Source organism: Isoptericola nanjingensis (assembly GCF_050311635.1).
Taxonomy (GTDB): domain Bacteria; phylum Actinomycetota; class Actinomycetes; order Actinomycetales; family Cellulomonadaceae; genus Isoptericola; species Isoptericola nanjingensis.
Genome location: NZ_JBNOZL010000004.1, coordinates 23333 through 44893, shown reverse-complemented (window position 1 = coordinate 44893; position 21561 = coordinate 23333). Strand labels below are relative to the sequence as shown.

At 73.4% G+C, this 21561-nt stretch carries 19 protein-coding genes; 3 read left to right on the top strand and 16 right to left on the bottom strand.

Going from position 1 to position 21561, the window contains the following annotated elements; all coding sequences use genetic code 11:
* Positions 1-92 precede the first annotated feature (92 nt).
* Positions 93-620: an ASCH domain-containing protein gene (locus ACQP6G_RS08430; protein WP_429763838.1), complete on the bottom strand. Its 528-nt coding sequence runs from the start codon at positions 618-620 to the stop codon at positions 93-95.
* Positions 621-647: 27 nt separating this feature from the next.
* On the opposite strand from ACQP6G_RS08430, the gene ACQP6G_RS08425 reads away from it, so the two are divergent.
* Positions 648-1082, top strand: coding sequence for an NUDIX hydrolase (locus ACQP6G_RS08425; RefSeq protein ID WP_429763837.1), 435 nt, complete (start codon positions 648-650; stop codon positions 1080-1082).
* A 152-nt stretch (positions 1083-1234) separates the two neighbouring features.
* Here the strand turns inward: ACQP6G_RS08425 and ilvC are convergent, their stop codons facing one another.
* The 13 genes from ilvC to ilvD (ACQP6G_RS08360) all read right to left on the bottom strand — a co-directional run bounded on the left by ilvC (position 1235) and on the right by ilvD (ACQP6G_RS08360) (position 16710).
* Positions 1235-2263: a ketol-acid reductoisomerase gene (gene ilvC, locus ACQP6G_RS08420; protein WP_429763836.1), complete on the bottom strand. Its 1029-nt coding sequence runs from the start codon at positions 2261-2263 to the stop codon at positions 1235-1237.
* An 86-nt stretch (positions 2264-2349) separates the two neighbouring features.
* Complete coding sequence (gene ilvN, locus ACQP6G_RS08415; protein WP_429763835.1) at positions 2350-2871, bottom strand: acetolactate synthase small subunit; 522 nt, start codon at positions 2869-2871, stop codon at positions 2350-2352.
* Positions 2872-2876: 5 nt separating this feature from the next.
* Positions 2877-4715: an acetolactate synthase large subunit gene (locus ACQP6G_RS08410; RefSeq protein ID WP_429763834.1), complete on the bottom strand. Its 1839-nt coding sequence runs from the start codon at positions 4713-4715 to the stop codon at positions 2877-2879.
* A gap of 290 nt (positions 4716-5005) precedes the next feature.
* Positions 5006-6094 (bottom strand): ABC transporter permease subunit, encoded by a 1089-nt coding sequence (locus ACQP6G_RS08405; RefSeq protein ID WP_429763833.1) that lies wholly within the window; start codon positions 6092-6094, stop codon positions 5006-5008.
* Positions 6091-7119, bottom strand: a complete 1029-nt coding sequence (locus tag ACQP6G_RS08400; protein WP_429763832.1) for an ABC transporter ATP-binding protein — start codon at positions 7117-7119, stop codon at positions 6091-6093. Before ACQP6G_RS08400 ends, ACQP6G_RS08405 begins: the two co-directional genes overlap by 4 nt.
* Positions 7120-7251: 132 nt before the next feature.
* Positions 7252-8580, bottom strand: a complete 1329-nt coding sequence (locus tag ACQP6G_RS08395; RefSeq protein WP_429763831.1) for a VOC family protein — start codon at positions 8578-8580, stop codon at positions 7252-7254.
* A gap of 137 nt (positions 8581-8717) precedes the next feature.
* The gene (locus ACQP6G_RS08390) at positions 8718-9032 is read right to left on the bottom strand and encodes a 4a-hydroxytetrahydrobiopterin dehydratase (protein ID WP_429763830.1); all 315 of its coding nucleotides are present in this window, start codon (positions 9030-9032) and stop codon (positions 8718-8720) included.
* Between the two features lie 60 nt (positions 9033-9092).
* Entirely contained in the window at positions 9093-10805 is a 1713-nt protein-coding gene (gene ilvD, locus ACQP6G_RS08385; RefSeq protein ID WP_429763829.1) for a dihydroxy-acid dehydratase, read from the bottom strand.
* Positions 10802-11644: a PaaX family transcriptional regulator gene (locus ACQP6G_RS08380; RefSeq protein WP_429763828.1), complete on the bottom strand. Its 843-nt coding sequence runs from the start codon at positions 11642-11644 to the stop codon at positions 10802-10804. Before ACQP6G_RS08380 ends, ilvD (ACQP6G_RS08385) begins: the two co-directional genes overlap by 4 nt.
* Positions 11641-12894 carry a kynureninase gene (locus ACQP6G_RS08375; protein WP_429763827.1) on the bottom strand — a complete coding sequence of 418 codons (1254 nt, stop codon included), beginning with the start codon at positions 12892-12894 and terminating at the stop codon, positions 11641-11643. Before ACQP6G_RS08375 ends, ACQP6G_RS08380 begins: the two co-directional genes overlap by 4 nt.
* A complete protein-coding gene (locus ACQP6G_RS08370) occupies positions 12891-13904 on the bottom strand; it encodes an amidohydrolase family protein (protein WP_429763826.1) in 1014 nt (337 codons plus the stop codon). The genes ACQP6G_RS08375 and ACQP6G_RS08370 overlap by 4 nt, the downstream gene beginning before the upstream one ends.
* Positions 13901-14815, bottom strand: a complete 915-nt coding sequence (locus tag ACQP6G_RS08365; RefSeq protein WP_429763825.1) for a tryptophan 2,3-dioxygenase — start codon at positions 14813-14815, stop codon at positions 13901-13903. Before ACQP6G_RS08365 ends, ACQP6G_RS08370 begins: the two co-directional genes overlap by 4 nt.
* A 32-nt stretch (positions 14816-14847) precedes the next feature.
* Positions 14848-16710, bottom strand: a complete 1863-nt coding sequence (gene ilvD, locus ACQP6G_RS08360; protein WP_429763824.1) for a dihydroxy-acid dehydratase — start codon at positions 16708-16710, stop codon at positions 14848-14850.
* A gap of 245 nt (positions 16711-16955) precedes the next feature.
* Between ilvD (ACQP6G_RS08360) and ACQP6G_RS08355 the strand changes: the two genes are divergently transcribed.
* Positions 16956-17531 (top strand): DoxX family protein, encoded by a 576-nt coding sequence (locus ACQP6G_RS08355; protein WP_429763823.1) that lies wholly within the window; start codon positions 16956-16958, stop codon positions 17529-17531.
* Positions 17532-17561: 30 nt separating this feature from the next.
* Here ACQP6G_RS08355 and ACQP6G_RS08350 read toward each other — a convergent pair whose 3' ends face one another.
* Positions 17562-19082, bottom strand: a complete 1521-nt coding sequence (locus ACQP6G_RS08350) for a peptide MFS transporter (protein WP_429763822.1) — start codon at positions 19080-19082, stop codon at positions 17562-17564.
* Positions 19083-19149: 67 nt separating this feature from the next.
* Between ACQP6G_RS08350 and ACQP6G_RS08345 the strand changes: the two genes are divergently transcribed.
* Positions 19150-20526: a cryptochrome/photolyase family protein gene (locus ACQP6G_RS08345; protein ID WP_429763821.1), complete on the top strand. Its 1377-nt coding sequence runs from the start codon at positions 19150-19152 to the stop codon at positions 20524-20526.
* Positions 20527-20541: 15 nt separating this feature from the next.
* Here ACQP6G_RS08345 and ACQP6G_RS08340 read toward each other — a convergent pair whose 3' ends face one another.
* Complete coding sequence (locus ACQP6G_RS08340; protein WP_429763820.1) at positions 20542-21381, bottom strand: bifunctional allantoicase/(S)-ureidoglycine aminohydrolase; 840 nt, start codon at positions 21379-21381, stop codon at positions 20542-20544.
* Positions 21382-21561 lie beyond the last annotated feature (180 nt).

Genomic DNA, 21561 nt, shown 5'->3' with positions numbered 1-21561 from the left:
CTAAGCCCGTCGAATCATGATGCGGACACGAATCTCATTTACTGGACACATCCGGCCGTGACCTCCCTGGTCATGGGTCCGCGGTGCCCGCGTCAGGCGCGGTAGAGCACCTTGAACCGCTCGCAGACCACGGGCATGGTCGGGTCGAACTCCCGACCGATCTGCGGGAGCGTGCGGCGCCAGTAGCGCTCGTGCCCGTCGCGCCAGTCCGCCAGGGTGCGATCGCCCTCGCCCTCGGCGGCGGCGTGCTCGGCGGTCACCTCGTCGAACGGGACCGTCTCGACCTCTGTCGTCCTGATGAGGAGGCGGGGCGCACCGGCGCCGTCGAGCACGATCGACAGGTCGCCCTTGCGCGGCAGCGGCTCGTCGGCGGCCTCGTACTCCCAGACCGCGGCGGCGGTGCCTGTCTTCACGCCGTCGAGCACCAGTCCGAGCAGCTCGTCGGCCAGCTCCGCCGAGTCGCCGAACGACCACGCGGGCGGCGGCACCACGTTCTCGGAGCGCTCCCCCACGGCTCCCCCGTGGCTCGTGCGGCCGGCGCTCGGGCGCGCGACGTCCCAGAACTGCGTGATGCTGTCGGCCTGCTCGGGATCCAGCCCAGGGTTCGCGTCGTCGCTCATGGGGTCCATCCTGCCAGGATGGCCAGCATGGACACCCGCGTCGCCGCCTACGCCCTGGTCGTCGAGGGCGACCGCATCCTCCTCCCCCACTGGTCCAGCGACGTCGGAGCGGGCTGGACCATGCCCGGGGGCGGCATCGACCCCGGCGAGCACCCGGAGGATGCAGCCGTCCGCGAGCTGCGAGAGGAGACCGGGTACGACGTCGCGCTCGACGGCCTGCTCGGCGTCGACAGCATCGTGATCCCGCCCGAGGACCGCGTCGTCGTGGACGGCACCGACCACACGGTGGCGCTACAAGGCATCCGCATCGTCTATCGCGCGCACGTCGTCGGCGGCGAGCTCACCATGGAGTCCGACGGCACCACCGACGCCGTCGCGTGGCACCGGTTGTCCGACGTGGACGCGCTCGACCGCGTGGGGCTCGTCGACGTCGTCCGGGGGTGGGCGGGGCTGCTCGACTGACCGGTACTACCTCGCCGTTCCTCGTACTACCTCGGCGCGGTTCGTACTACCTCGGCACGCCCCGGACTACCTCGCCTGGGCCCGGACGCACGTGCGGCCGCCGCCCCCGGGTGGGGGACGACGGCCGCGCGCGTCGCTGCTGACGGTGTGGGTCAGCGAGCGGCGCTGCCCTCCGTGTAGTCGGAGTCAGCGGGCTTGATCCACGAGAACATCTTCCGGAGCTCACGCCCGGTGGTCTCGATCGGGTGCGCCTCGCCCTTCTCGCGCAGCGCGGTGAACTCGGGCGCGCCCGCGTCCTGGTCCGCGATGAAGCGCTCGGCGAAGGCGCCGTTCTGGATGTCCGCGAGGACGGCCTTCATGTTCTCCTTGACGCGCGGGTCGATGACGCGCGGGCCGGAGACGTAGTCGCCGTACTCGGCCGTGTCGGAGACCGACCAGCGCTGCTTGGCGATGCCACCCTCGACCATGAGGTCGACGATCAGCTTCAGCTCGTGCAGCACCTCGAAGTACGCGACCTCGGGCTGGTAGCCCGCCTCGGTCAGCGTCTCGAAGCCGTACTGGACCAGCTGCGAGGCACCGCCGCACAGCACGGCCTGCTCGCCGAACAGGTCGGTCTCGGTCTCCTCGGTGAAGGTGGTCTTGATGCCGCCGGCGCGCAGGCCGCCGATGCCCTTCGCGTAGGACAGGGCCAGCTCCCAGGCGGAGCCCGACGCGTCCTGCTCGACGGCGACGATCACCGGCACGCCGCGGCCGTCGACGTACTCGCGGCGCACGAGGTGACCCGGGCCCTTGGGGGCGACCATGAGCACGTCGTGGCCGGCCTCGGGCTTGATGTAGCCGAAGCGGATGTTGAAGCCGTGCCCGAAGACGAGCGCCGCGCCCTCGTTGAGGTTCGGGGCGATCTCGTCGCGGTACACGTGCCGCTGCACCTGGTCCGGCGCGAGGATGACGACGACGTCCGCCTCCTTGACGGCGTCGGCGACGGTGAGCACGCGCAGGCCCTCGTCCTCGGCCTTCTTCGCGGAGCCGGAGCCCTCGCGCAGGCCGACGCGGACGTCGACGCCCGAGTCGCGCAGGTTCAGCGCGTGCGCGTGGCCCTGGCTCCCGTAGCCGATGACCGCGACCTTGCGCTGCTGGATGATGGACAGGTCGGCGTCGTCGTCGTAGAACAGCTCAGCCACGGTGATGCTCCTCGGTTCTCGGTACTGCGTTCGTCACTACAGGTCGGTATGTGGTCACCCGCGGGGATGACGGTACGCGAACGGCGTCAGGCCGTGCGCACGCGCTCCAGCGCTCGGTCGGTGATGGACCGCGAGCCGCGGCCCACGGCGAGCGTGCCGGACTTCACGATCTCGCGGACGCCGTACGGCTCGAGCGCGCCGAGCAGCGCGGACAGCTTGGCGGCGGTGCCGGTCGCCTCGATGACGACCGTGTCGGGGACGACGTCCACGACGTGGGCGCGGAAGAGGTCGACGACCTCGAGCACCCCCGCGCGGGTGGCCTGGTCGGCCCGCACCTTGACGAGCAGGAGCTCGCGCTGCACGGACGACTCGGGGTCGAGCTCGACGATCTTGATGACGTTGATCAGCTTGTTGAGCTGCTTCGTCACGTGCTCGAGCGGGTGCTCCTCGACGTCGACCACCACGGTGATGCGCGAGATCTCCTCGTGCTCCGTGGGCCCGACGGCCAGGGAGTGGATGTTGAACGCGCGGCGCGCGAACAGCGCGGTGACGCGGGTGAGGACGCCGGGCTTGTTCTCGACCAGCACGGACAGGGTGTGACGCGACATGGGTCTCAGTCCTCTCGGTCCCACGCCGGCGAGATGCCGCGCGCGTACTGGATGTCGTCGTTCGGCACGCCGGCGGCGACCATCGGCCACACCATGGCGTCGCGCGAGACCTGGAAGTCGATGACCACGGGGCGGTCGTCGATCTCCTGCGCCCGCTTGATCGCGGCGTCGACCTCGTCCTCACGCTCCACGCGGATGCCCTCGCACCCGTACGCGTCCGCGAGCTTCACGAAGTCCGGGATGCGGCGGGTGCCGTGGCCGGTGTGCAGGTCGGTGTTGGAGTAGCGCTCGTCGTAGAAGAGCGTCTGCCACTGCCGCACCATGCCGAGCGAGCTGTTGTTGATCAGCGCCACCTTGATGGGGATGTCGTTGATCGCGCAGGTCGCGAGCTCCTGGTTGGTCATCTGGAAGCAGCCGTCGCCGTCGATGGCCCACACCTCGCGGTCGGGCTCGCCGACCTTGGCGCCCATCGCGGCGGGCACCGCGAAGCCCATGGTGCCGAGGCCCGCGGAGTTCAGCCAGGTGCGGGGGCGCTCGTAGCGGATGAACTGCGCCGCCCACATCTGGTGCTGCCCCACGCCCGCGGCGTAGATCGCGTCCGGGCCGGCCAGCTCGCCCAGGCGGGAGATCACGTGCTGCGGGGACAGGTGGCCGTCGTCCGTGGGCGAGTAGCCCAGCGGGTACGTCTCGCGCCAGGTGTCGAGCTGGTGCCACCAGGCCGCCAGGTCGGGCTTGCCCCCCTTGGCGTGCTCGGCCTCGAGGGCCGGCACCAGGTCGGCGATGACCTCGCGCAGGTCGCCGACGATCGGCACGTCCACGGGGCGGTTCTTGCCGATCTCCGCGGGGTCGATGTCGGCGTGCACGACGGCGGCGCCCGGGGCGAAGCTCGACAGCCGGCCGGTGACGCGGTCGTCGAATCGGGCGCCGAGGGCCACCACGAGGTCCGCCTTCTGCAGCGCGGCCACGGCCGGGACGGTGCCGTGCATGCCGGGCATGCCCAGGTGCTGCGGGTGACTGTCCGGGACGGCGCCGCGGGCGGTGAGCGTCGTGACGACGGCCGCGCCCGAGGTGTCGACCAGCCGGCGCAGCGCCTCCGACGCGCCGGAACGGATGACACCGCCGCCCACGTACAGCACCGGGCGGCGGGCGGTGGCCAGCAGCTTCGCGGCCTCGCGGATCTGCTTGGCGTGCGGCTTGGTCACCGGGTGGTACCCGGGCAGCGCGAGGTCCTGTGGCCAGGAGAACTCGGTGGTGGCCTGCATCGCGGACTTCGCGATGTCGACCAGCACCGGGCCGGGCCGGCCCGTCGACGCGATGTGGAACGCCTCGGCGATGGTGCGCGGGATCTCCGCCGGGTCCGTGACCAGGTAGGAGTGCTTGGTGATCGGCATCGTGATGCCGACGATGTCCGCCTCCTGGAACCCGTCGGTGCCGATGAGCGACTGCGCCACCTGGCCGGTGATCGCGACCAGCGGGACGGAGTCCATGTGCGCGTCGGCCAACGGCGTCACGAGGTTGGTGGCACCGGGCCCCGACGTCGCCATCGTCACGCCGACCTTGCCGGTGGCGTGGGCGTAGCCCTGGGCCGCGTGCCCGCCGCCCTGCTCGTGCCGCACCAGGACGTGGCGGATCTGCTTCGAGTCCATGAGCGGGTCGTAGAGCGGAAGGATCGCGCCGCCCGGGATGCCGAAGACGTTCTCGACGCCGACCGACTCGAGCGAGCGGACGATCGACTCGGCGCCGGTGACCTCCTCACCGGACACGGTTCGGCCGGTGGCACCGTCGGCACTGCGGGACGCGGTGCGGGCGGCCACCTGGGCGGGGGTCGGGTTCGGCTGGACCATCGGTCTCTCCTGCCGGTCGGTCTTGCGGGCGAAGGGTCTGGCGAGGGGTGTCGCTGCAATGAAAAACCCCCCGGTCCCGGGATGACGGGACTGACGAGGGGTGAGCGCGCTGACGAAAGCCTGGTGCGTGGGCCTAGTCGGCGCGCCCGGGAAGAAGTACTACGAGGATCGTCTGCACGGATCGAACGTTACGCCCGCGTCTCCTCGATGTCACGTCGTGAGCCCGGTGTCCCATCATGCGGACAGCATGGGGGTCACCGGGCTCACGACCTGCGCCGCGACGGCGTCGGTCAGCTCACGTCGCGTCGCCGGAACACGAGCACCGCGAGCAGAGTGACGACGACGGCGAGCGCCGCCACGGTCAGCCCGCCCTGCGCGGTGGTCACGACGTGGTCCACCGGGACGCACTCGAACACGCCGTCGGCGCTCGGCGTGCACCGCTCCGTCTGGAACACGACCCCGCCCTGCAGCCAGGCCGAGAGCGCCGTCGTCGGTAGCCAGCGCTGCACGTCGCCGAACGAGTAGGCGAAGGCCACGCAGACCCAGGCGACCACGCCGACCAGGCCGACGGCGGCGGCCGCGTGCTTGAACAGCGTGCCCAGCGCCACGCCGAGCGCGGCGAGCACCGCCCCGGCCGCGACGAGGCGCCCGGTGAACGCGGCGACCTCGAGCCAGACGGCGCCGGTGACCTCCCCGAGCGTGCCGTACGAGGCGTACACGGCGTACGAGGCACCGACCAGGAGCGCGAACCCGACCAGCACCAGCGGGACGGTGCCGACCGCGGCGGCCACCGCCTTCGACCAGTACACCCGCTGCCGGCGCGGCTCGAACGTGAGCCACATCCCCAGCGACCCGCTGTTCATCTCGGCGGTCACGAAGCTCACCCCGACCACCAGCGCGACGAGGAGCAGAAGGACCGCGAGGTCGTCGAGCGACGCCAGGCCCGACCACCCGCTCCACACCGAGGCCTGGATGTCCGCCACGGCGGCCCGGGTCGCGTCGTCCTGCGCGTTGACCTCCGGCTCCCCGTAGAGCATCTCGTTCTGAGCCGGGTCGGGGACGAACGTCTGCGTCGGCGGCAGGTACCAGTCCAGGCGGGGGGCCATCTGGTCGCAACCCCATTCCTCCGGGGTGGCGCCCTCGTCCTCGGCCCCGGCCTCGCAGTCGGCGACCTGTTGCTCCCCGTCCTTCTCCCACTGCTCCTGGTCGGCGGCGAACATCTCCTGCGCGTCCGCGACCTCCCGGTCGCTCGGCGGCGGCGCCGACAGATACGTCGCCGCACCGCTCAGGGCGACCAGCACGAGAACTCCGACGCACGCCCAGCGCGTCACCTGACGCGCCCACAGCCGGCGCAGCTCGACCCGCAGGAGGCGGCTCATGCGTCCACCTCCGTCGTCCCGGTGCCGGCCCCGGTGCTCGCCGCCGCCGGCACCGGACCGCGTCCGCCACCACCGGGGACCTCCCCCGCGGTGAGGCCGAGGAACACCGACTCGAGGTCGGCCTGGAGCGGGGTGAGCTCGCGCACCCACACGCCACGCTCGCCGAGGGCGCGGTTCACCGCGGCGGGGTCGGCGGCGCCGTCGACGAGGAGCGCGTCGTGCTCGCGCCGCACGAGCAGCCCGCCGGTCTCGAGCACGCTGGTCGCGATGGTCAGGTCGGTCGGCGCGACGCGCAGCCGGACCGACCCGGTCGCGGAGCCGGCACCGATGAGGTCGGCCACCCGCCCCGCGGCGACGAGGCGGCCGCGGGCCACGATCGAGACCGTGTCGGCGATCTGCTCGACCTCGGCCAGGATGTGGCTGGACACCAGCACCGTCTTGCCCTGGTCGGCGAGGCCGCGCATGGTCTGCCGGATCTCGCGGATGCCCGCGGGGTCGAGGCCGTTCGTCGGTTCGTCGAAGATGAGCAGGTCGGGGTCCTTGAGCAGGGTCGCCGCGATGGCGAGCCGCTGCTTCATGCCGAGCGAGTAGCCCTTGTACCTGTCCTTGGCCCGCCCGGTGAGCCCGACCTCGTCGATGACGGCGTCCACCCGGCCCGCGGGCGCGCCGATCGCGTCCGCGAGCAGGCGCAGGTTGCGGCGCGCGCTGAACGCGGGGAAGAACTTGGGGCTCTCGACGATGGCGCCGACCCGGCCCACCACCTCGGGCAGCCGCTTCGGCACCTCGTGCCCGAAGATCGTCGCGGTCCCGCGGTCGGGCCGGACCAGGCCCAGGAGCATGCGGATCGTCGTCGTCTTCCCCGACCCGTTGGGCCCCAGGAAGCCGTGGACCCCGCCCACGGGCACCTGCAGGTCGAGACCTTCGACCCCGACCGATCTCCCTCGCGCGCTCCGGTACGTCTTGCGGAGCCCTCGCGTCTCGATCGCGAGCTCGCCACCACCTCGGGAACCGTCCAGCACGGCCACCGCCACCTCCTCGTGGCCGCGGCGCGGCCCGTCGGTCGCGCCCGTCGGACGACGGCGCTGCCAGGGAGGATAGAGCAGCCTTGACGTGGGCGAAAGGTCCCCGCTACCCGAGTTTGACCCGGCCGCGACGGCTCACGCGTCCGGCTCGCCCGCCCAGCGTTCCGCACGCCCCGGGATCACGGCGATGTCCACCTCGTTGCCCTCGGGATCGGCGACCGTCCGCCAGAACGGCGCCTCCGCGTCGCGCACGACCGTGCCGCCGGCGGCGACCGCCGCCGTGACCCGGGCGTCGGCGACGTCGGCAGGGACGAACACGTCCACGTGGATGCGGTTGCGCTGCACGCGCGGTTCGGCCATCTGCTGCAGGAACACCGAAGGGCCGCGCAGCAGCGGGTCGTACAGGTCCGTCGCCCCCCGCTCGAGGTACCCGAGCGCCGCGGCCCAGAACCGGCGCACCGCGTCGACGTCGAGCGCGTCGAACGTGAGCTGGACGTCGCGCAGGACGGCGGGCTCGGCGCGCAGCCCGAGGTCGCGCGCGGCGGCCTGCGCCCGCTGCGCCACCCCGAGCCGGGCGGGGCCGATCCAGCCGTCCTCGGGCGGCCCGACCCGCAAGGTGACGCCGGAGTACCGCAGGTCGGCGAACAGCGGCACGCCGGCCTCGTCCGCCGCGCGGGCCGCCCGGGCGACCAGCTCGACGCCCGCGTCGAAGCCGCCCGTCGCGTAGTACGCGCTGGCACCCTGGAGCACCCGCCAGTCCTCCACGCCGCCCGCCGCCCGGAACTCCTCGGGCGTGAGCAGGCCGTCGGCCAGGTCCTCCTCGAACCCCTCCCAGGCGATGACGTCCGCCTCGTTCCCCTCGGCGTCCGCGAGCGTCCACCACTGCGGCACGAACTCCTCGGTCGTGACGCGCCCGCCGGCCGCGAGCGCCGCGTCGACGCGTGCCTGCCGCACGTCGTCGGGCACGAAGACGTCGAGGTGCAGGCGGCCCCGCAGGGGGCGTGGCTCGTCCATCGCCTGGAACCAGACGCCCGGCCACCGCCGGTGGGGGTCCAGCAGATCCCCGCCCGAGCGGGAGTGCCCGAGGACGACGCCCCAGAAGGGCATGATCTGCTCGCGGTCGGCGGCGTCGACGGTCAGCTCCACGTCCTGCAGGGCCGCGGGGTCGGCGTCGAGCCCGAGGTCCGCCGCCGCGGCGGAGACCTCCCGTGCCAGGGCGACGTCGCGCTCGCTCAGGCCGTCGACGTCGTGCGACTGCACGCGCACGACGACGCCGCCGGGCCGGAGGTCGACGTCCGGGTGGTGGTTCGCCGCGTCCGCGAGCACGCGGACACGCTCGAGGAGGACGGCGCCCTCGCCGGCGGCGCGCGTGCGGAAGAGGGCGCTCGCGCCCCGGGCGAGGGCGCGCCAGTCACCGGTGCCCGACGCGGCCTCGAACCCGGCCGCTGTGATCTCGTCGGCCATGGCCTCCCCCGTCCGTCGGTGTCCCGCCACCTGCCCGGTCCACCCTGCCCCGCCGCCGCGCGTCTCGCGCGGTGGCGGGGCGAGGCCGGAGGGTCGTCGTCGGGAGGCTGCGGTGACGGCTGCGTTGACCGAGGGCGTCAGCTCCGCGACGTCTCGACCGGCAGCTCCAGCTCGGCGGCGGCGTCGCTGATCCGCCGGGCCAGGTCCACGTCGCGCGTCGTCAGGCCGCCGGCGTCGTGGGACGAGGTGCGGACCAGGACGGTGCCGTACCGCAGGTCCACGTCGGGGTGGTGGTTCACCGCGTCCGCGATCTCGGCGATCGCGTCCACGAACCGCGCCCCGGCCGCGAAGGACCCGGTGCGGAACACGGCCCAGGCGGAGCCCTCGTCCGCGTGCCAGTCGCCGACGCCGTCGGAGTGGGCGAACTGTCGCGGGGTGATCGAGTCGGTCATGCGCCCAGCATGGCCCGACCGGGCACCGTTCGCGCGGTGTCAGCCGGCGGGCAGGGGCGCTCAGCCCAGCACGGCGCCCTTGGACGCGGACTGCACCAGCTTCGTGTACTTGGCGAGCACGCCGCGCGTGTAGCCGTGCGGCACGGGGGTCCAGTCCGCCGTCCGGCGGGCGGCGAGCTCTGCGTCGTCGACCAGCAGGTCGAGCGTCTTGCTCGCGACGTCGAGGCGGATGCGGTCGCCGTCGCGCACGAACGCGATGGGCCCGGCGTCGACGGCCTCGGGCGCGATGTGCCCGACGCACAGCCCGGTCGTCCCGCCGGAGAACCGCCCGTCGGTGATGAGCAGGACGTCCTTGCCCAGGCCGGCACCCTTGATCGCGCCGGTGATGGCGAGCATCTCGCGCATCCCCGGCCCGCCCTTGGGGCCCTCGTAGCGGATGACGACGACGTCCCCCGCGGTGATCGTGCCGTCCTCCAGCGCGTCCAGGGCGCCGCGCTCGCGCTCGAAGACACGGGCGGTGCCCTCGAAGACGTCGGAGTCGAAGCCCGCCGACTTCACCACCGCGCCCTCGGGGGCCAGCGAGCCGTGCAGGATCGTGATGCCGCCCGTGGGGTGGATGGGCCGGTCGAGGGCCCGCAGGATCTTGCCGTCCGGGTCGGGCGGGGCGATGTCCGCGAGGTTCTCGGCGACCGTCCGCCCGGTGACGGTGAGCTGGTCTCCGTGCAGCAGCCCGGCGTCGAGCAGCGCCTTCATCACCACGGGGACGCCGCCGATGCGGTCGACGTCGTTCATCACGTACCGGCCGAACGGCTTGAGGTCGCCGAGGTGCGGCACGCGGTCGGCGACACGGGAGAAGTCGTCGAGGGTGAGCTCCACCTCGGCCTCGTGCGCGATGGCGAGCAGGTGCAGCACCGCGTTGGTGGAGCCGCCGAACGCCATCACCACGGAGATCGCGTTCTCGAAGGCCTCCTTGGTGAGGATCTGGCGTGCGGTGATCCCGCGCCGCAGCAGCTCGACGACGGCCTCGCCCGACGCCTGCGCGAAGGCGTCGCGCCGGCGGTCGGCGGACGGCGGCGCGGCCGACCCGGGCAGCGACATGCCCAGCGCCTCGGCCGCCGACGCCATCGTGTTCGCGGTGTACATGCCACCGCACGCGCCCTCGCCCGGGCAGATCGCGCGCTCGATGCGGCCGACGTCCTCCTCGCTCATCAGCCCCCGCGCGCAGGCCCCGACGGCCTCGAACGCGTCGATGATCGTGACGTCCTTCTCGGTGCCGTCGGACAGCTTCACCCAGCCGGGCATGATCGACCCGGCGTAGAGGAACACGCTCGCGAGGTCGAGGCGCGCGGCGGCCATGAGCATCCCGGGGAGCGACTTGTCGCACCCGGCGAGCAGCACGGAGCCGTCGAGCCGCTCCGCCTGCATGACCGTCTCCACGGAGTCGGCGATGACGTCGCGGGAGACGAGCGAGAAGTGCATCCCCTCGTGCCCCATGGAGATGCCGTCGGAGACGGAGATGGTGCCGAACTCGAGCGGGTAGCCGCCGCCCGCGTGCACGCCGTGCTTCACCGCCTGCGACAGCCGGTCGAGCGACAGGTTGCACGGCGTGATCTCGTTCCACGAGCTCGCGACGCCGATCTGCGGCTTGGCGAAGTCGTCGTCGCCCAGGCCGACGGCGCGCAGCATGCCGCGTGCGGCCGTGGCCTCCAGGCCGTCGGTGACCTGGCGGGAGCGGGGCTTGAGGTCCGGGGTGGCTGGGGCGTCGGCGCTCATGCCCCGAGCGTAGGGACGACGGCGCGCACGTGCGCGGCGGCCGCGCCGGCGAACGCGGCGCGCAGGGCGGCGAACCGCGCGACGCCCGCCGTCCCGGGCCAGTCCGGGGGCAGGACGGCGGTCGGCAGCCCGGGGTCGGCGTACGGCAGCGGGCGCCAGTCGTCGACGGCGCGCACCCAGCGGGCGAACGCCTCGCCCGGCGCGTGGACGGCTGTCTCCTCGCCCTCGTCCGGGTCCGGGTGCGCCGCGAGGAAGCCACGGTGCCGCGCGGCGAGGCCGTCGAGGTCCCACCAGCGGGCGGCGGCGTCCGCGAGGGACCCGGCGACGCGCGGCGTCCCCGCGACGAACACGGTCGCGGCGTCGCGCAGCCCCAGCCCGTCGAGGACCCCCTCGACCTCGTCGGTGAGGTGGCCGGGGCAGATCCACAGGCCGGTCGCGACCGTGCCGCAGCCGATGCCGGCCAGGTGCCGCCGCAGCTGGTGACGGGCGTCGCGGCGTTCCTCGGGGATGGAGAACGACACCAGGCACCAGGGGTCGTCGTCGCCCTGCTGCCGGTAGCCGAAGATCCGCCGGTCGCCGCGCTCGAGCATCGCGGCCGCGCCCGCCGCGAGCCGGTACCCGGCCCGGCCGTCGACCTCCTCGGCTTCGAGCAGGCCCTTGCCCTTGGCCCGCGACACGGCCGAGCGCGCGGCCCCCGACGCGACGCCGGCCGCGCCGAGCAGCGTGACGAGGTCGCCCGCCGCCATCCGGCCGCCGAGGCCGCGGGCGTACAGGCCGACGACCGTCCGCAGCAGCGACGTCGCGCTCCCGGGGCGGGCGTCGAGGTCGTCGAGGATCACGCGGCGTCGCGCCCCGTGACCTCGACCAGCGCGTCCCGCACCGCCTCGACGCCCAGGCGCACCTCGTCGAACGACGTCGACAGCGGCGAGAGGCCCAGGCGCAGGCCGTTCGGGCGGCGGAAGTCGGGGATCACGCCGCGCTCCCACAGCAGGGGCAGGGTGTCGGCGAACGCGTCGTGGTCGACGGTGACGTGGCTCCCCCGCCGCTCGTCGTCCCGCGGGGAGGCGACGCGCACGCCGAGCGGTACCAGGAGGTCGTCGACCAGCTCGAGCGCGAACCTCGTGAGCGCCACGGACTTCGCGCGGACGGCGCCGAGGCCTGCCTCGCCGACCAGGTCGAGCATGTCCTGCATCGCGAGCATCCCGACGATCGCCGGCGTGCCGGAGAGGAACCGTCGCACCCCGGCGTGCGGCGCGTAGGCGGGCCCCATCTCGAACGGCCGGTCGCTGCCCATCCACCCCTGGATCGGCTGGACGAGCTCGCCCTGGAGGTCGGCCCGCACGTAGCCGAACGCGGGCGACCCGGGTCCCCCGTTGAGGTACTTGTAAGTGCAGCCGGCGGCGAGGTCCGCACCCCACGCGTCGAGCTCGACGGGTACCGCACCCGCGGAGTGGCACAGGTCCCAGAGCGCCAGGGCGCCGGCGTCGTGCGCGCGCCGCGTGATCTCCGCGGCGTCGCTCACGTACCCGGAGCGGTACGCGACGTGGCTCAGCACGACGAGCGCCGTCCGTTCGGACAGGAGCGCGGACACCTGCGCGGGCGTGACCCCGCCGTCGTGGTCCGGCGAGATCCAGCGCAGCGTGGCGCCGTGCTCGCGCGCCACGCCCTCGAGCACGAAGCGGTCGGTCGGGAAGTTGCCCGAGTCGAGGACGATCTCGTCGCGCCCGGCCACCCGCGGGGAGGACAGGGCCGCCCGCACCAGCTTGTAGAGGATGACGGTCGTGGAGTCCCCGACGAACGTCTGCCCCGGCGCCGCGCCCAGCGCGACCTCGCCGACCCGGTCGCCGAGGCGCAGCGGCAGCTCGTACCACTCCTCGTCCCAGCCGCGGATCAGCCGGGCGCCCCAGGCGTCGGTCGCGAAGCGGGCCAGGCGCTCCGCCGACGCCCGCGTGGGCCGGCCCAGCGAGTTGCCGTCCAGGTAGGCCGTCACCTCGTCCGAGCCGACGAACGCCGACCGGAACCGGGCCAGCGGGTCGGCGGCGTCCAGCGCGGCGGCGCGGTCGCGGCGGGTGGGGGCGTCGGTGGTCATGCGGGTCCTCCGGAGGGAGTCGCGGTCGGCGGGACGAAGTCGGGGTCGCTGAGGTCGCTCACGGCGAGCACCGTGGCGCGGGCGAGCCAGGCGGCGTGGACGGCGCCGGGGTCGGCCGGCGCGGGCGCGGGGCCCGGCACGAACGACACGAGGCCGGCGGGCGGCTCGTCGCCGACGAGCGCGACCAGCAGCGACCGCCGTCCGAGGCCGGCGGCCGCGAGCGCCGCCAGCTCCCTGGCATTGAGCCCCACCGGAAGGGGGCCGTTGCCGAGGTCGGTGCCGTACCGGACGCGCCCGCCCGCCGCGGCGAAGCGGCGCACGTTGTCGAGCGCGACCTCGAGCTCGGGCGTCGGGTCGCCCCAGCCGTGGATGTCGAGCGTGCTGAGCCACGTCGTGCCCCGCGCGGCCATGGCCACGAGCAGGTCGTCGTCGAGGCGCTCGCTGAACGGGGCGTGCGCCAGGCGGTCGACCCCGGCCGCGACCGCGCGGGCCCCCTGGCCGGCGCCCTCGGCGTGCGCGACGACGGCGCGGCCCCGCGCGTGGGCCCGCGCCACGACGGCGGCGAGCGTGGCGTCGTCGGGCGTCGGCCCGGCGTCGGCGTGCAGGGCGACCTTGACGAACGACGCCCCGGCCGCGACCTGACGGTCCACGGCGGCGACGGCGGACGTCGGGTCGGCGACCTCCTCGACCCAGGCCGCGGGGGCCCACGGCCGGTCGCTCGGGTACCCGCCGGGCGCGGTGAGGAACGCGCCCGCGTACGCGACGCGCGGAAGGGCCGGGTCGTCGGCCAGGGCCGCGACGTCGGCCGGGGTCCCGCCCAGGTCGTGCACCGCCGCGACGCCGCGGGCCCGCAGCGGCGCGGGGTCCACGAGGCCGAGGTGCACGTGCGTGTCGGTGAACGGCGGCAGCAGCGTGCCGGACTCCCCCAGCCGGCGCCGCACCTCCGGCGGGACGCCCGCGGGGAGGACGACCGGGGCGACGCCCGGGGGCACCACCAGAGCACCGGTCATGACCGGACCGTCGTCGAACTCGGGCCCGCGGGCGGGCCGAGCTCCGTGCGCACGGCGAAGAGCTCGGGGAAGAAGGTGAGGTCGAGCGCGCGCTGCAGGAAGCCGACGCCGCTGGAACCGCCGGTGCCGCGCTTGGTGCCGATGATGCGCAGCACGGTCTTCATGTGGCGGAAGCGCCAGAGCTGGAAGTTGTCCTCGAGGTCGACGAGCTCCTCGCACGTCTCGTACGCCGACCAGTCCGACTCCGGGTCCGCGTAGATGCGGCGGAACACCTCCACGAGGTCGTCGTCGAGCGTGTGGGCGGTCGTGACGTCGCGGTCGAGCACCCGCCGCGGCACGTCGTGGCCGTGCCGCGCGAGGTAGCGCAGGAACTCGTCGTACACGCTGGGCTCGGCGAGCAGCCGCGCGAGCTCCGCGCGCGCCGCGGGCTCGGCGTCGAACACCGCGAGCATCCGCGCGTTCTTGTTGCCGAGCAGGAACTCCACGGCGCGGTACTGCCAGGACTGGAACCCTGACGCGTTGCCGAGGGACCCGCGGAACTGGGCGTACTCGCTGGGCGTGAGCGTCGCGAGCACGGACCACTGCTCGGTGAGCGTGCGCTGCACGTGCTTGACGCGGGCGATGCGCTTGAGCGCCGCGCCGAGCTCGTCGGCCGCGAGCAGGTCGCGCGCGGAGACGAGCTCGTGCAGCACCAGCTTGAGCCACAGCTCGGTGGTCTGGTGCTGCACGATGAACAGCATCTCGTCGTGGTGCGCCGGCGCGCTGATCGGCTCCTGCGCCGCGAGCAGCGTGTCCAGGTGCAGGTACGAGCCGTACGTCATCCGCTCCCGCAGGTCGGTGACGATCTCCGGCTCGAGCTCGCGCTCGTTCGTCTCGGCGCGCGCGGCGGCGGGCCCGGGCTGGTCGACCATGCCCGGAGCCTATGTCACGAACGTGACGCCCGTCAGCGACGCGCGATGAGCGACACGTCGCGCACGGCGCCGCGGTCGGCCGACGTCGCCATCGCCGCGTACGCCTGCAGCGCCGGGGAGACGTAGCGGTCGCGGTTCAGCGGCTGCCACGGGTTCTCCCGCGCCTCCATCTTGGCCCGGCGCTCGGCGAGCACCTCGTCGGGCACGTTGACCCGGATGAGGCGGGTGTCGACGTCGATCTCGATCTCGTCGCCGTCCTCGATCAGGCCGATCGTGCCGCCCGCCGCGGCCTCGGGCGAGACGTGCCCCACCGAGATGCCGCTCGACCCGCCGGAGAACCGGCCGTCGGTGATGAGGGCGCAGACCTTGCCCAGGCCGCGGCCCTTGATGAACGACGTCGGGTAGAGCATCTCCTGCATGCCCGGGCCGCCGGACGGCCCCTCGTAGCGCACCACGACGACGTGGCCCGGCTGGACCTGCTTGGTGAGGATCTTCTCGACGGCGTCGTCCTGCGACTCGCAGACGAGGGCCTTCCCCACGAAGTGGAAGACGTCGGGGTCGACGCCCGCGGTCTTGAAGACCGCGCCGTCCTCGGCGAGGTTGCCGCGCAGCACGGCCAGGCCGCCCTCCACGGTGTACGCGTGCTCGAGGTCGCGGATGCAGCCGTTCGCGGCGTCGGTGTCGAGGCTCTCCCAGACGTTGGACGTCGAGAAGGCCTGGGTGGTGCGGACCCCGCCGGGGGCGGCGTGGAAGAGCTCCTGCGCCCGCTCGGTCGCCTTGCCGCCCCGCACGTCCCAGTCGTCCAGCCACGCGCGCAGCGTGGGCGTGTGCACGGACGTGACGTCGTGGTCGAGCAGCCCCGCACGGTCCAGCTCACCGAGCAGCGCGGGGATGCCGCCGGCGCGGTGCACGTCCTCCATGTGGAAGTCCGGGTGGTTCGGCGCGACCTTGCTCAGGCACGGCACGCGGCGGCTGATCGCCTCGATGTCCGTGAGGTCGAAGTCGACCTCGCCCTCCTGGGCCGCGGCCAGGATGTGCAGCACCGTGTTGGTGGAGCCGCCCATCGCGACGTCGAGCGCCATGGCGTTCGAGAACGCGGCCTTCGTGGCGATCGAGCGCGGGGCGGCCGAGTCGTCCTCGTCCTCGTAGTAGCGCTTCGCGAGGTCGACGATGGTGCGGCCCGCCTCGAGGAAGAGCTCCTTGCGGGCGGCGTGCGTGGCCAGCGTGGAGCCGTTGCCCGGGAGCGACAGCCCGAGCGCCTCCGTGAGGCAGTTCATCGAGTTGGCGGTGAACATGCCGGAGCAGGAGCCGCAGGTCGGGCAGGCGTTCTCCTCGACCTGGGCGAGCGCGGCGTCGGACACGTTGTCGTCGGCCGAGTAGTTGATCGCGTTGATGAGGTTCAGGGGCGTCCTCGCGACGCCGTCGGCGACGACCGCCTTGCCGGCCTCCATCGGCCCGCCCGACACGAAGATCACCGGGATGTTGAGGCGCAGCGCCGCGTTGAGCATGCCCGGCGTGATCTTGTCGCAGTTGGAGATGCACACGAGGGCGTCGGCGCAGTGCGCGTTGACCATGTACTCGACCGAGTCGGCGATGAGGTCGCGGCTCGGCAGCGAGTAGAGCATCCCGGCGTGGCCCATCGCGATGCCGTCGTCCACCGCGATGGTGTTGAACTCCTTGGAGACGCCGCCCGCCTCGCGGATCGCCGAGGCGACGAGGTCGCCCATGTCCTTGAGGTGGACGTGGCCGGGCACGAACTGCGTGTACGAGTTCGCGATCGCGACGATCGGCTTGCCGAAGTCCTCCGAGCCCATGCCGGTCGCGCGCCAGAGCGCGCGGGCACCGGACATGTTGCGGCCGTGGGTGGACGTCCGAGAGCGCAGGGGACGGCTCATGTCAGCTCCTTCGACGAGTTCTGCGGCGCGTCGCGGACGGCGCGCACGGGCACGCTACGCCCGCCGTCCCGCATCGCGGGCATCCGTCCGCCCACTGGTCGGTTTGTCGGGTGAAACGTTCCGAAGGTCACGGATCGGTTGCGGTGCCCCGGGCGACGTGTGCATGTTGTCCACGGTTCAACCGTTATCCGTTCAAACCGGACGAACCATCCCCACGCAGCGCACCACGATCAGGGAGCTCACTCATGACCGCGACCGCCGCAGGCAGCACGACCGGCACGACCGTCACCGACCGCGCCCGGAGCGGGGAGGACGCCGAGCACGTCGTCACCCGGCCCGGCGCCCGGCGCGCCCTCGCGCTGTGTCGCATCCTCCTGGCCGTGGTCTTCCTCTGGCCGGTGGCCGACAAGACCTTCGGCCTCGGGTACGCCACGCCGGACGAGCGGGCCTGGGTGGCGGGCAGCTCGCCGACGGAGGGCTACCTGAGCTCGATCGAGAGCCCGCTGGCCGGCGGGTTCGCCGCGCTGAGCGGTCCCGTCGTCGACTGGCTGTTCATGCTCGGGATGCTCGGGACGGGGCTCGCGCTCCTGCTCGGCATCGGGCTGCGCGCGGCCGCCGTGGCGGGCGGGCTGCTCATGCTCACGCTGTGGCTGTCGACCTGGCCCTTCGCCGCGGGCTCGCAGAACCCGCTGGTCGACCAGCACCTCGTCTTCACGGCGCTGCTGGCCGCCCTCGCGCTGACCCGCGCCGGCGACACCTGGGGCCTCGGCCGCGCCTGGGCGGCGTCGCCGGTCCCCGGCAGCGCGAGCTGGCTGCGCTGACGCGCCCGGCACCCCACGGCGCCGGCACGGTCAGGCCGCGCCGGCGCTGTGGGTGTGCTCCAGCTCGTCGGCGTGGCGGATGTGCCGCGTCACCCACGGGGCGAGCAGCAGCAGGATCCCCGCGAACACGAGCGCCACGAGGCCGATCCCGCCGAAGTACGCGGTGTCGGAGGCCCCCTCGGTCGCCTCGATCGTCTGCGCCGTGATCGCCTGGCCGGCGGCCGACGACAGGAACCACAGCGCCATCGCCTGGCCGCGGAAGGCGCGCGGCGCCAGCAGCGTCGTCGCCGCGATCCCCACCGGCGACAGGCAGAGCTCGCCGAGCGTCTGGATCACGTAGACCACGATGAGCACCCACGGTGGCGCGAGCTCGTCCGCGAACACCTCCGACATCCCCGCCAGGAACAGGAACGACAGGGCCGCGAGCGTCAGGCCGATGACGAACTTGTACGCCGTGGGCGGCCGGTCCCCCGTCTTCGTCCAGATCCACGCGAACACGGGCGCCAGGATGATGATCGACGCCGGGTTGACCGACTGGAAGAACGCCGGCGACAGGTCGATGCCGAACAGCTGCAGCTGGGTCCGGTCGGCGGCGAAGGCCGCGAGCGTCGTCGCCGCCTGCTCGAAGATCATCCAGAACAGCATCGCCGCGACGAAGAGCGGCACGTACGCCACGACGCGCGGCCGCTCGGCCGCCGTCACGCGCTTCGACCGGTACATCACGACGAGGAGCACGACCGGCGTCACGAGCGCGAGGTACGACACGGCGTCGATGAACGTCTCGACGGCCCAGCCGCCGGCGACGACGGCGGCCAGAGCGGCCGCCACCACGATGGCGCCGACCACGTAGAGCCCCAGCCGCACGACGGCGGGGCGGTCCTCGGGCGTGATCGGGTTCGGCACGTCCGTCCCGGCGGCGCCGAGGTAGCGGTAGCCGCCGACGAAGAACACGAGCGCGAACGCCATCCCGATCGCCGCCACCGCGAACCCCGCGTGGTAGCCCCACGCCTGCTCCACGACGCCCACGATCAGCGGGGAGAAGAACGACCCGATGTTGATCCCCATGTAGAAGATCGAGAAGGCGGGGTCCCGGCGCTCGTCGTCGCGCGAGTACAGCTCGCCCACCATCGACGACACGTTCGGCTTGAGCAGGCCGGTGCCGAACGCGACCAGGCCGATCCCCAGCATCGAGAAGCCGTAGGTGGGCAGCGTGAGCGACACGTGCCCGGCCGCGATGACGATCCCGCCGTACAGCACGGCGCGCCGCGCCCCGATCATCCGGTCGGCGAGCCAGCCCCCGACCACCGACAGCAGGTAGACCGACGTGCCGTAGATCGACACGAACGCCGCGCCGGTGGTGGCGTCCATCCCGAGGCCGCCGTTGGCCACCGTGTCGGTCAGGTAGTACAGCAGGATGGCGCGCATCCCGTAGTAGCTGAACCGCTCCCACAGCTCCGTGCCGGCCAGCGTCATGAGGCCGCGCGGGTGCCCGAAGAACGCGCGGTCGCCCTCGTGCTCCGGGTGCGACGGCGCCGCTGCCTGATCGGTCATGAAAAAACTGTCGCACCGGCGGAAGTCGACGGCGACCGGGAACACCGGAGCCACGTACGGTGACGGCATGGCGGCGAGCGTGATGTGGTTCCGGCGAGACCTGCGGCTGCACGACAACCCGGCGCTGCTCGCCGCGGTCGAGGAGGCGCGCGACGCGGGCGGGGACGTCGTCGGCCTCTACGTGCTCGACGACGCGCTGTGGCGGCGGGCCGGCGCGGCGCGCCTCGCCTACCTGGCGGACTCCCTGGCGAAGCTCGACGACGCGTGCGACGGCCGGCTCGTGGTGCGGCGCGGAGACCCGCGCGAGGTCGTCCCCCAGGTCGCGCGGTCGGTGGGCGCGCGCGGCGTGCACGTCGCGGCCGGGCACGAGCCGTACGGCCGCCGGCGCGACGGCGCGGTCGAGGAGAACCTGGCCGACGCGGGCGCCGTCCTGACCAGGACGGGCTCGGCGTACGCCGTCTCCCCCGGGCGGCTGCGCACCGGGCAGGGCTCGCCCTACCAGGTCTTCACCCCGTTCCGCGGTGCCTGGCTCGCCCACGGCTGGCGGGCCCCGGCGCCGCGGCCGCGCGAGGTCCCGTGGGCCCGGCTGCCGTCCGACGGCGTCCCCGCGGCCCCACCGTGCGACGCGCGCCTGCCGAGGGCGGGCGAGGCGGCGGCCCGGCGTCGCTGGCACGAGTTCGTCCGCGAGGGCCTGGCCGGTTACGCCGAGGGCCGCGACCGCCCCGACCTGGCGGGAACCTCGGAGATGTCGGCGCACCTGCGCTGGGGCGAGATCCACCCGCGGACGATGCTGGCCGACCTGGCGGCCGCCGAGGCCGCCGGCCTCCCGGCCGAGGCGGTCGCCACGTACCGCTCGGAGCTGGCGTGGCGGGAGTTCCACGCCGACGTCCTGCACCACCGGCCGGACGCCCGGCTCCGGTCGCTGCGCGCCGTCGTGCCCGACGACGCCTGGGCGACCGGAGCGGCGGAGCGGGACGCGTTCGACGCCTGGGCCGCCGGTCGCACCGGGTTCCCGCTCGTCGACGCCGGCATGCGCCAGCTGCTCGCCACCGGATGGATGCACAACCGGGTGCGGATGGTGGTGGCGTCGTTCCTCGTCAAGGACCTGCACGTGCGCTGGCAACGGGGCGCCGCGCACTTCATGGCGCACCTGGTCGACGGCGACGTCGCGCAGAACCAGCTCAACTGGCAGTGGGTGGCCGGCACCGGCCACGACGCCGCCCCCTACTTCCGGGTGTTCAACCCGGTGACGCAGGGCAAGAAGTTCGACCCGGACGGCGACTACGTGCGCCGCTGGGTGCCCGAGCTGCGCGGGGTCGAGGGCAAGCGCGTGCAGGAGCCCTGGCGCCTCGACCCGCCGCCGGAGGGCTACCCCGCGCCGATCGTCGACCACGCGCACGAGCGGCGCGTCGCGCTCGACGACTTCGAGCGCGCGCGCCGCTGAGCAGGACCGGGCGGGTCAGCGCCGGTCGAGCTTCACCTGCCGGTTGACGTCCTTGTACAGCAGGTAGCGGAACGGCTTCGGGCCGCCGGCGTAGCAGGCCTGCGGGCAGAAGGCGCGGAGCCACATGAAGTCGCCCTCCTGCACCTCGACCCAGTCTCCGTTGAGGCGGTAGACGGCCTTGCCCTCCAGCACGTACAGGCCGTGCTCCATGATGTGGGTCTCCGCGAACGGGATGGAGCCGCCGGGCTGGAACGTCACGATGTTGACGTGCATGTCGTGCGCCAGGTCGTCGGGGTCGACGAAGCGCGTCGTGGCCCAGGCGCCGTCGGTGTCCGGCATGGGGCGCGGCTCGATGTCCTGCTCGCGGGTGACGAAGGTCTTCGCCGCGTAGCCGTCGATGCGCTCGTAGACCTTGCGGACCCACTGGAACGCGGCCTTGGCGTCGGAGCGGTTGTGCAGCGACCACTGGTCGCCGGCGGCGAGGTAGGCGTAGCCGCCGGGCTCGAGGGTGTGCTCCTCTCCGCCGACCGTGAGGGTCAGCGTGCCCTCGGTGACGAAGACGACCGACTGGACGGTGTCCTCGATCTCGCCACGGTCGGTGCCGCCGCCCGGGGAGACCTCGACGACGTACTGCGCGAACGTGGTCGCGAAGCCCTCGACGGGGCGCGCGAGCACCCACAGGCGGGTCTTGTCCCAGCCGGGCAGGTTGGAGGTGACGATGTCGCGCAGCACGCCGCGCGGGATGACGGTGTACGCCTCCGTGACGATCGCCCGGTCGGTGAGCAGCTCTTCCTGCCCGGGCAGCCCGCCCTGCGGGGTGTAGTAGCGGGTGGTCTGGGGACCTGGCTGCGTCATCGGCACGCTCCTTGTGGTGATGGACGACTGAACACCTGTCTTTCGTGAGACGGAATTCAGTTTCTGCTATGTGAGATTAGTGCGGACGCCTCCCGGCGGTCAAGAGGCAGCCTCATCCTGCCCGCGCCCGCCGCGACCGACGACCCGTCGCCGCGCGCGACGGGCTTGACAAGCGGGTCG

Bases quoted from the DNA above. Each gene is read 5' to 3' on its own strand.
- ACQP6G_RS08375 (WP_429763827.1), bottom strand. From the start codon at position 12,894: ATGACCACCGACGCCCCCACCCGCCGCGACCGCGCCGCCGCGCTGGAC.
- ACQP6G_RS08410 (WP_429763834.1), bottom strand. From the start codon at position 4,715: ATGGTCCAGCCGAACCCGACCCCCGCCCAGGTGGCCGCCCGCACCGCG.
- ilvD (WP_429763829.1), bottom strand. From the start codon at position 10,805: ATGAGCGCCGACGCCCCAGCCACCCCGGACCTCAAGCCCCGCTCCCGC.
- ACQP6G_RS08365 (WP_429763825.1), bottom strand. From the start codon at position 14,815: ATGGTCGACCAGCCCGGGCCCGCCGCCGCGCGCGCCGAGACGAACGAG.
- ilvN (WP_429763835.1), bottom strand. From the start codon at position 2,871: ATGTCGCGTCACACCCTGTCCGTGCTGGTCGAGAACAAGCCCGGCGTC.
- ACQP6G_RS08390 (WP_429763830.1), bottom strand. From the start codon at position 9,032: ATGACCGACTCGATCACCCCGCGACAGTTCGCCCACTCCGACGGCGTC.
- ilvD (WP_429763824.1), bottom strand. From the start codon at position 16,710: ATGAGCCGTCCCCTGCGCTCTCGGACGTCCACCCACGGCCGCAACATG.
- ACQP6G_RS08430 (WP_429763838.1), bottom strand. From the start codon at position 620: ATGAGCGACGACGCGAACCCTGGGCTGGATCCCGAGCAGGCCGACAGC.
- ACQP6G_RS08395 (WP_429763831.1), bottom strand. From the start codon at position 8,580: ATGGCCGACGAGATCACAGCGGCCGGGTTCGAGGCCGCGTCGGGCACC.
- ACQP6G_RS08345 (WP_429763821.1), top strand. From the start codon at position 19,150: ATGGCGGCGAGCGTGATGTGGTTCCGGCGAGACCTGCGGCTGCACGAC.
- ACQP6G_RS08340 (WP_429763820.1), bottom strand. From the start codon at position 21,381: ATGACGCAGCCAGGTCCCCAGACCACCCGCTACTACACCCCGCAGGGC.
- ACQP6G_RS08405 (WP_429763833.1), bottom strand. From the start codon at position 6,094: ATGAGCCGCCTCCTGCGGGTCGAGCTGCGCCGGCTGTGGGCGCGTCAG.
- ACQP6G_RS08355 (WP_429763823.1), top strand. From the start codon at position 16,956: ATGACCGCGACCGCCGCAGGCAGCACGACCGGCACGACCGTCACCGAC.
- ACQP6G_RS08370 (WP_429763826.1), bottom strand. From the start codon at position 13,904: ATGACCGGTGCTCTGGTGGTGCCCCCGGGCGTCGCCCCGGTCGTCCTC.
- ACQP6G_RS08350 (WP_429763822.1), bottom strand. From the start codon at position 19,082: ATGACCGATCAGGCAGCGGCGCCGTCGCACCCGGAGCACGAGGGCGAC.
- ACQP6G_RS08425 (WP_429763837.1), top strand. From the start codon at position 648: ATGGACACCCGCGTCGCCGCCTACGCCCTGGTCGTCGAGGGCGACCGC.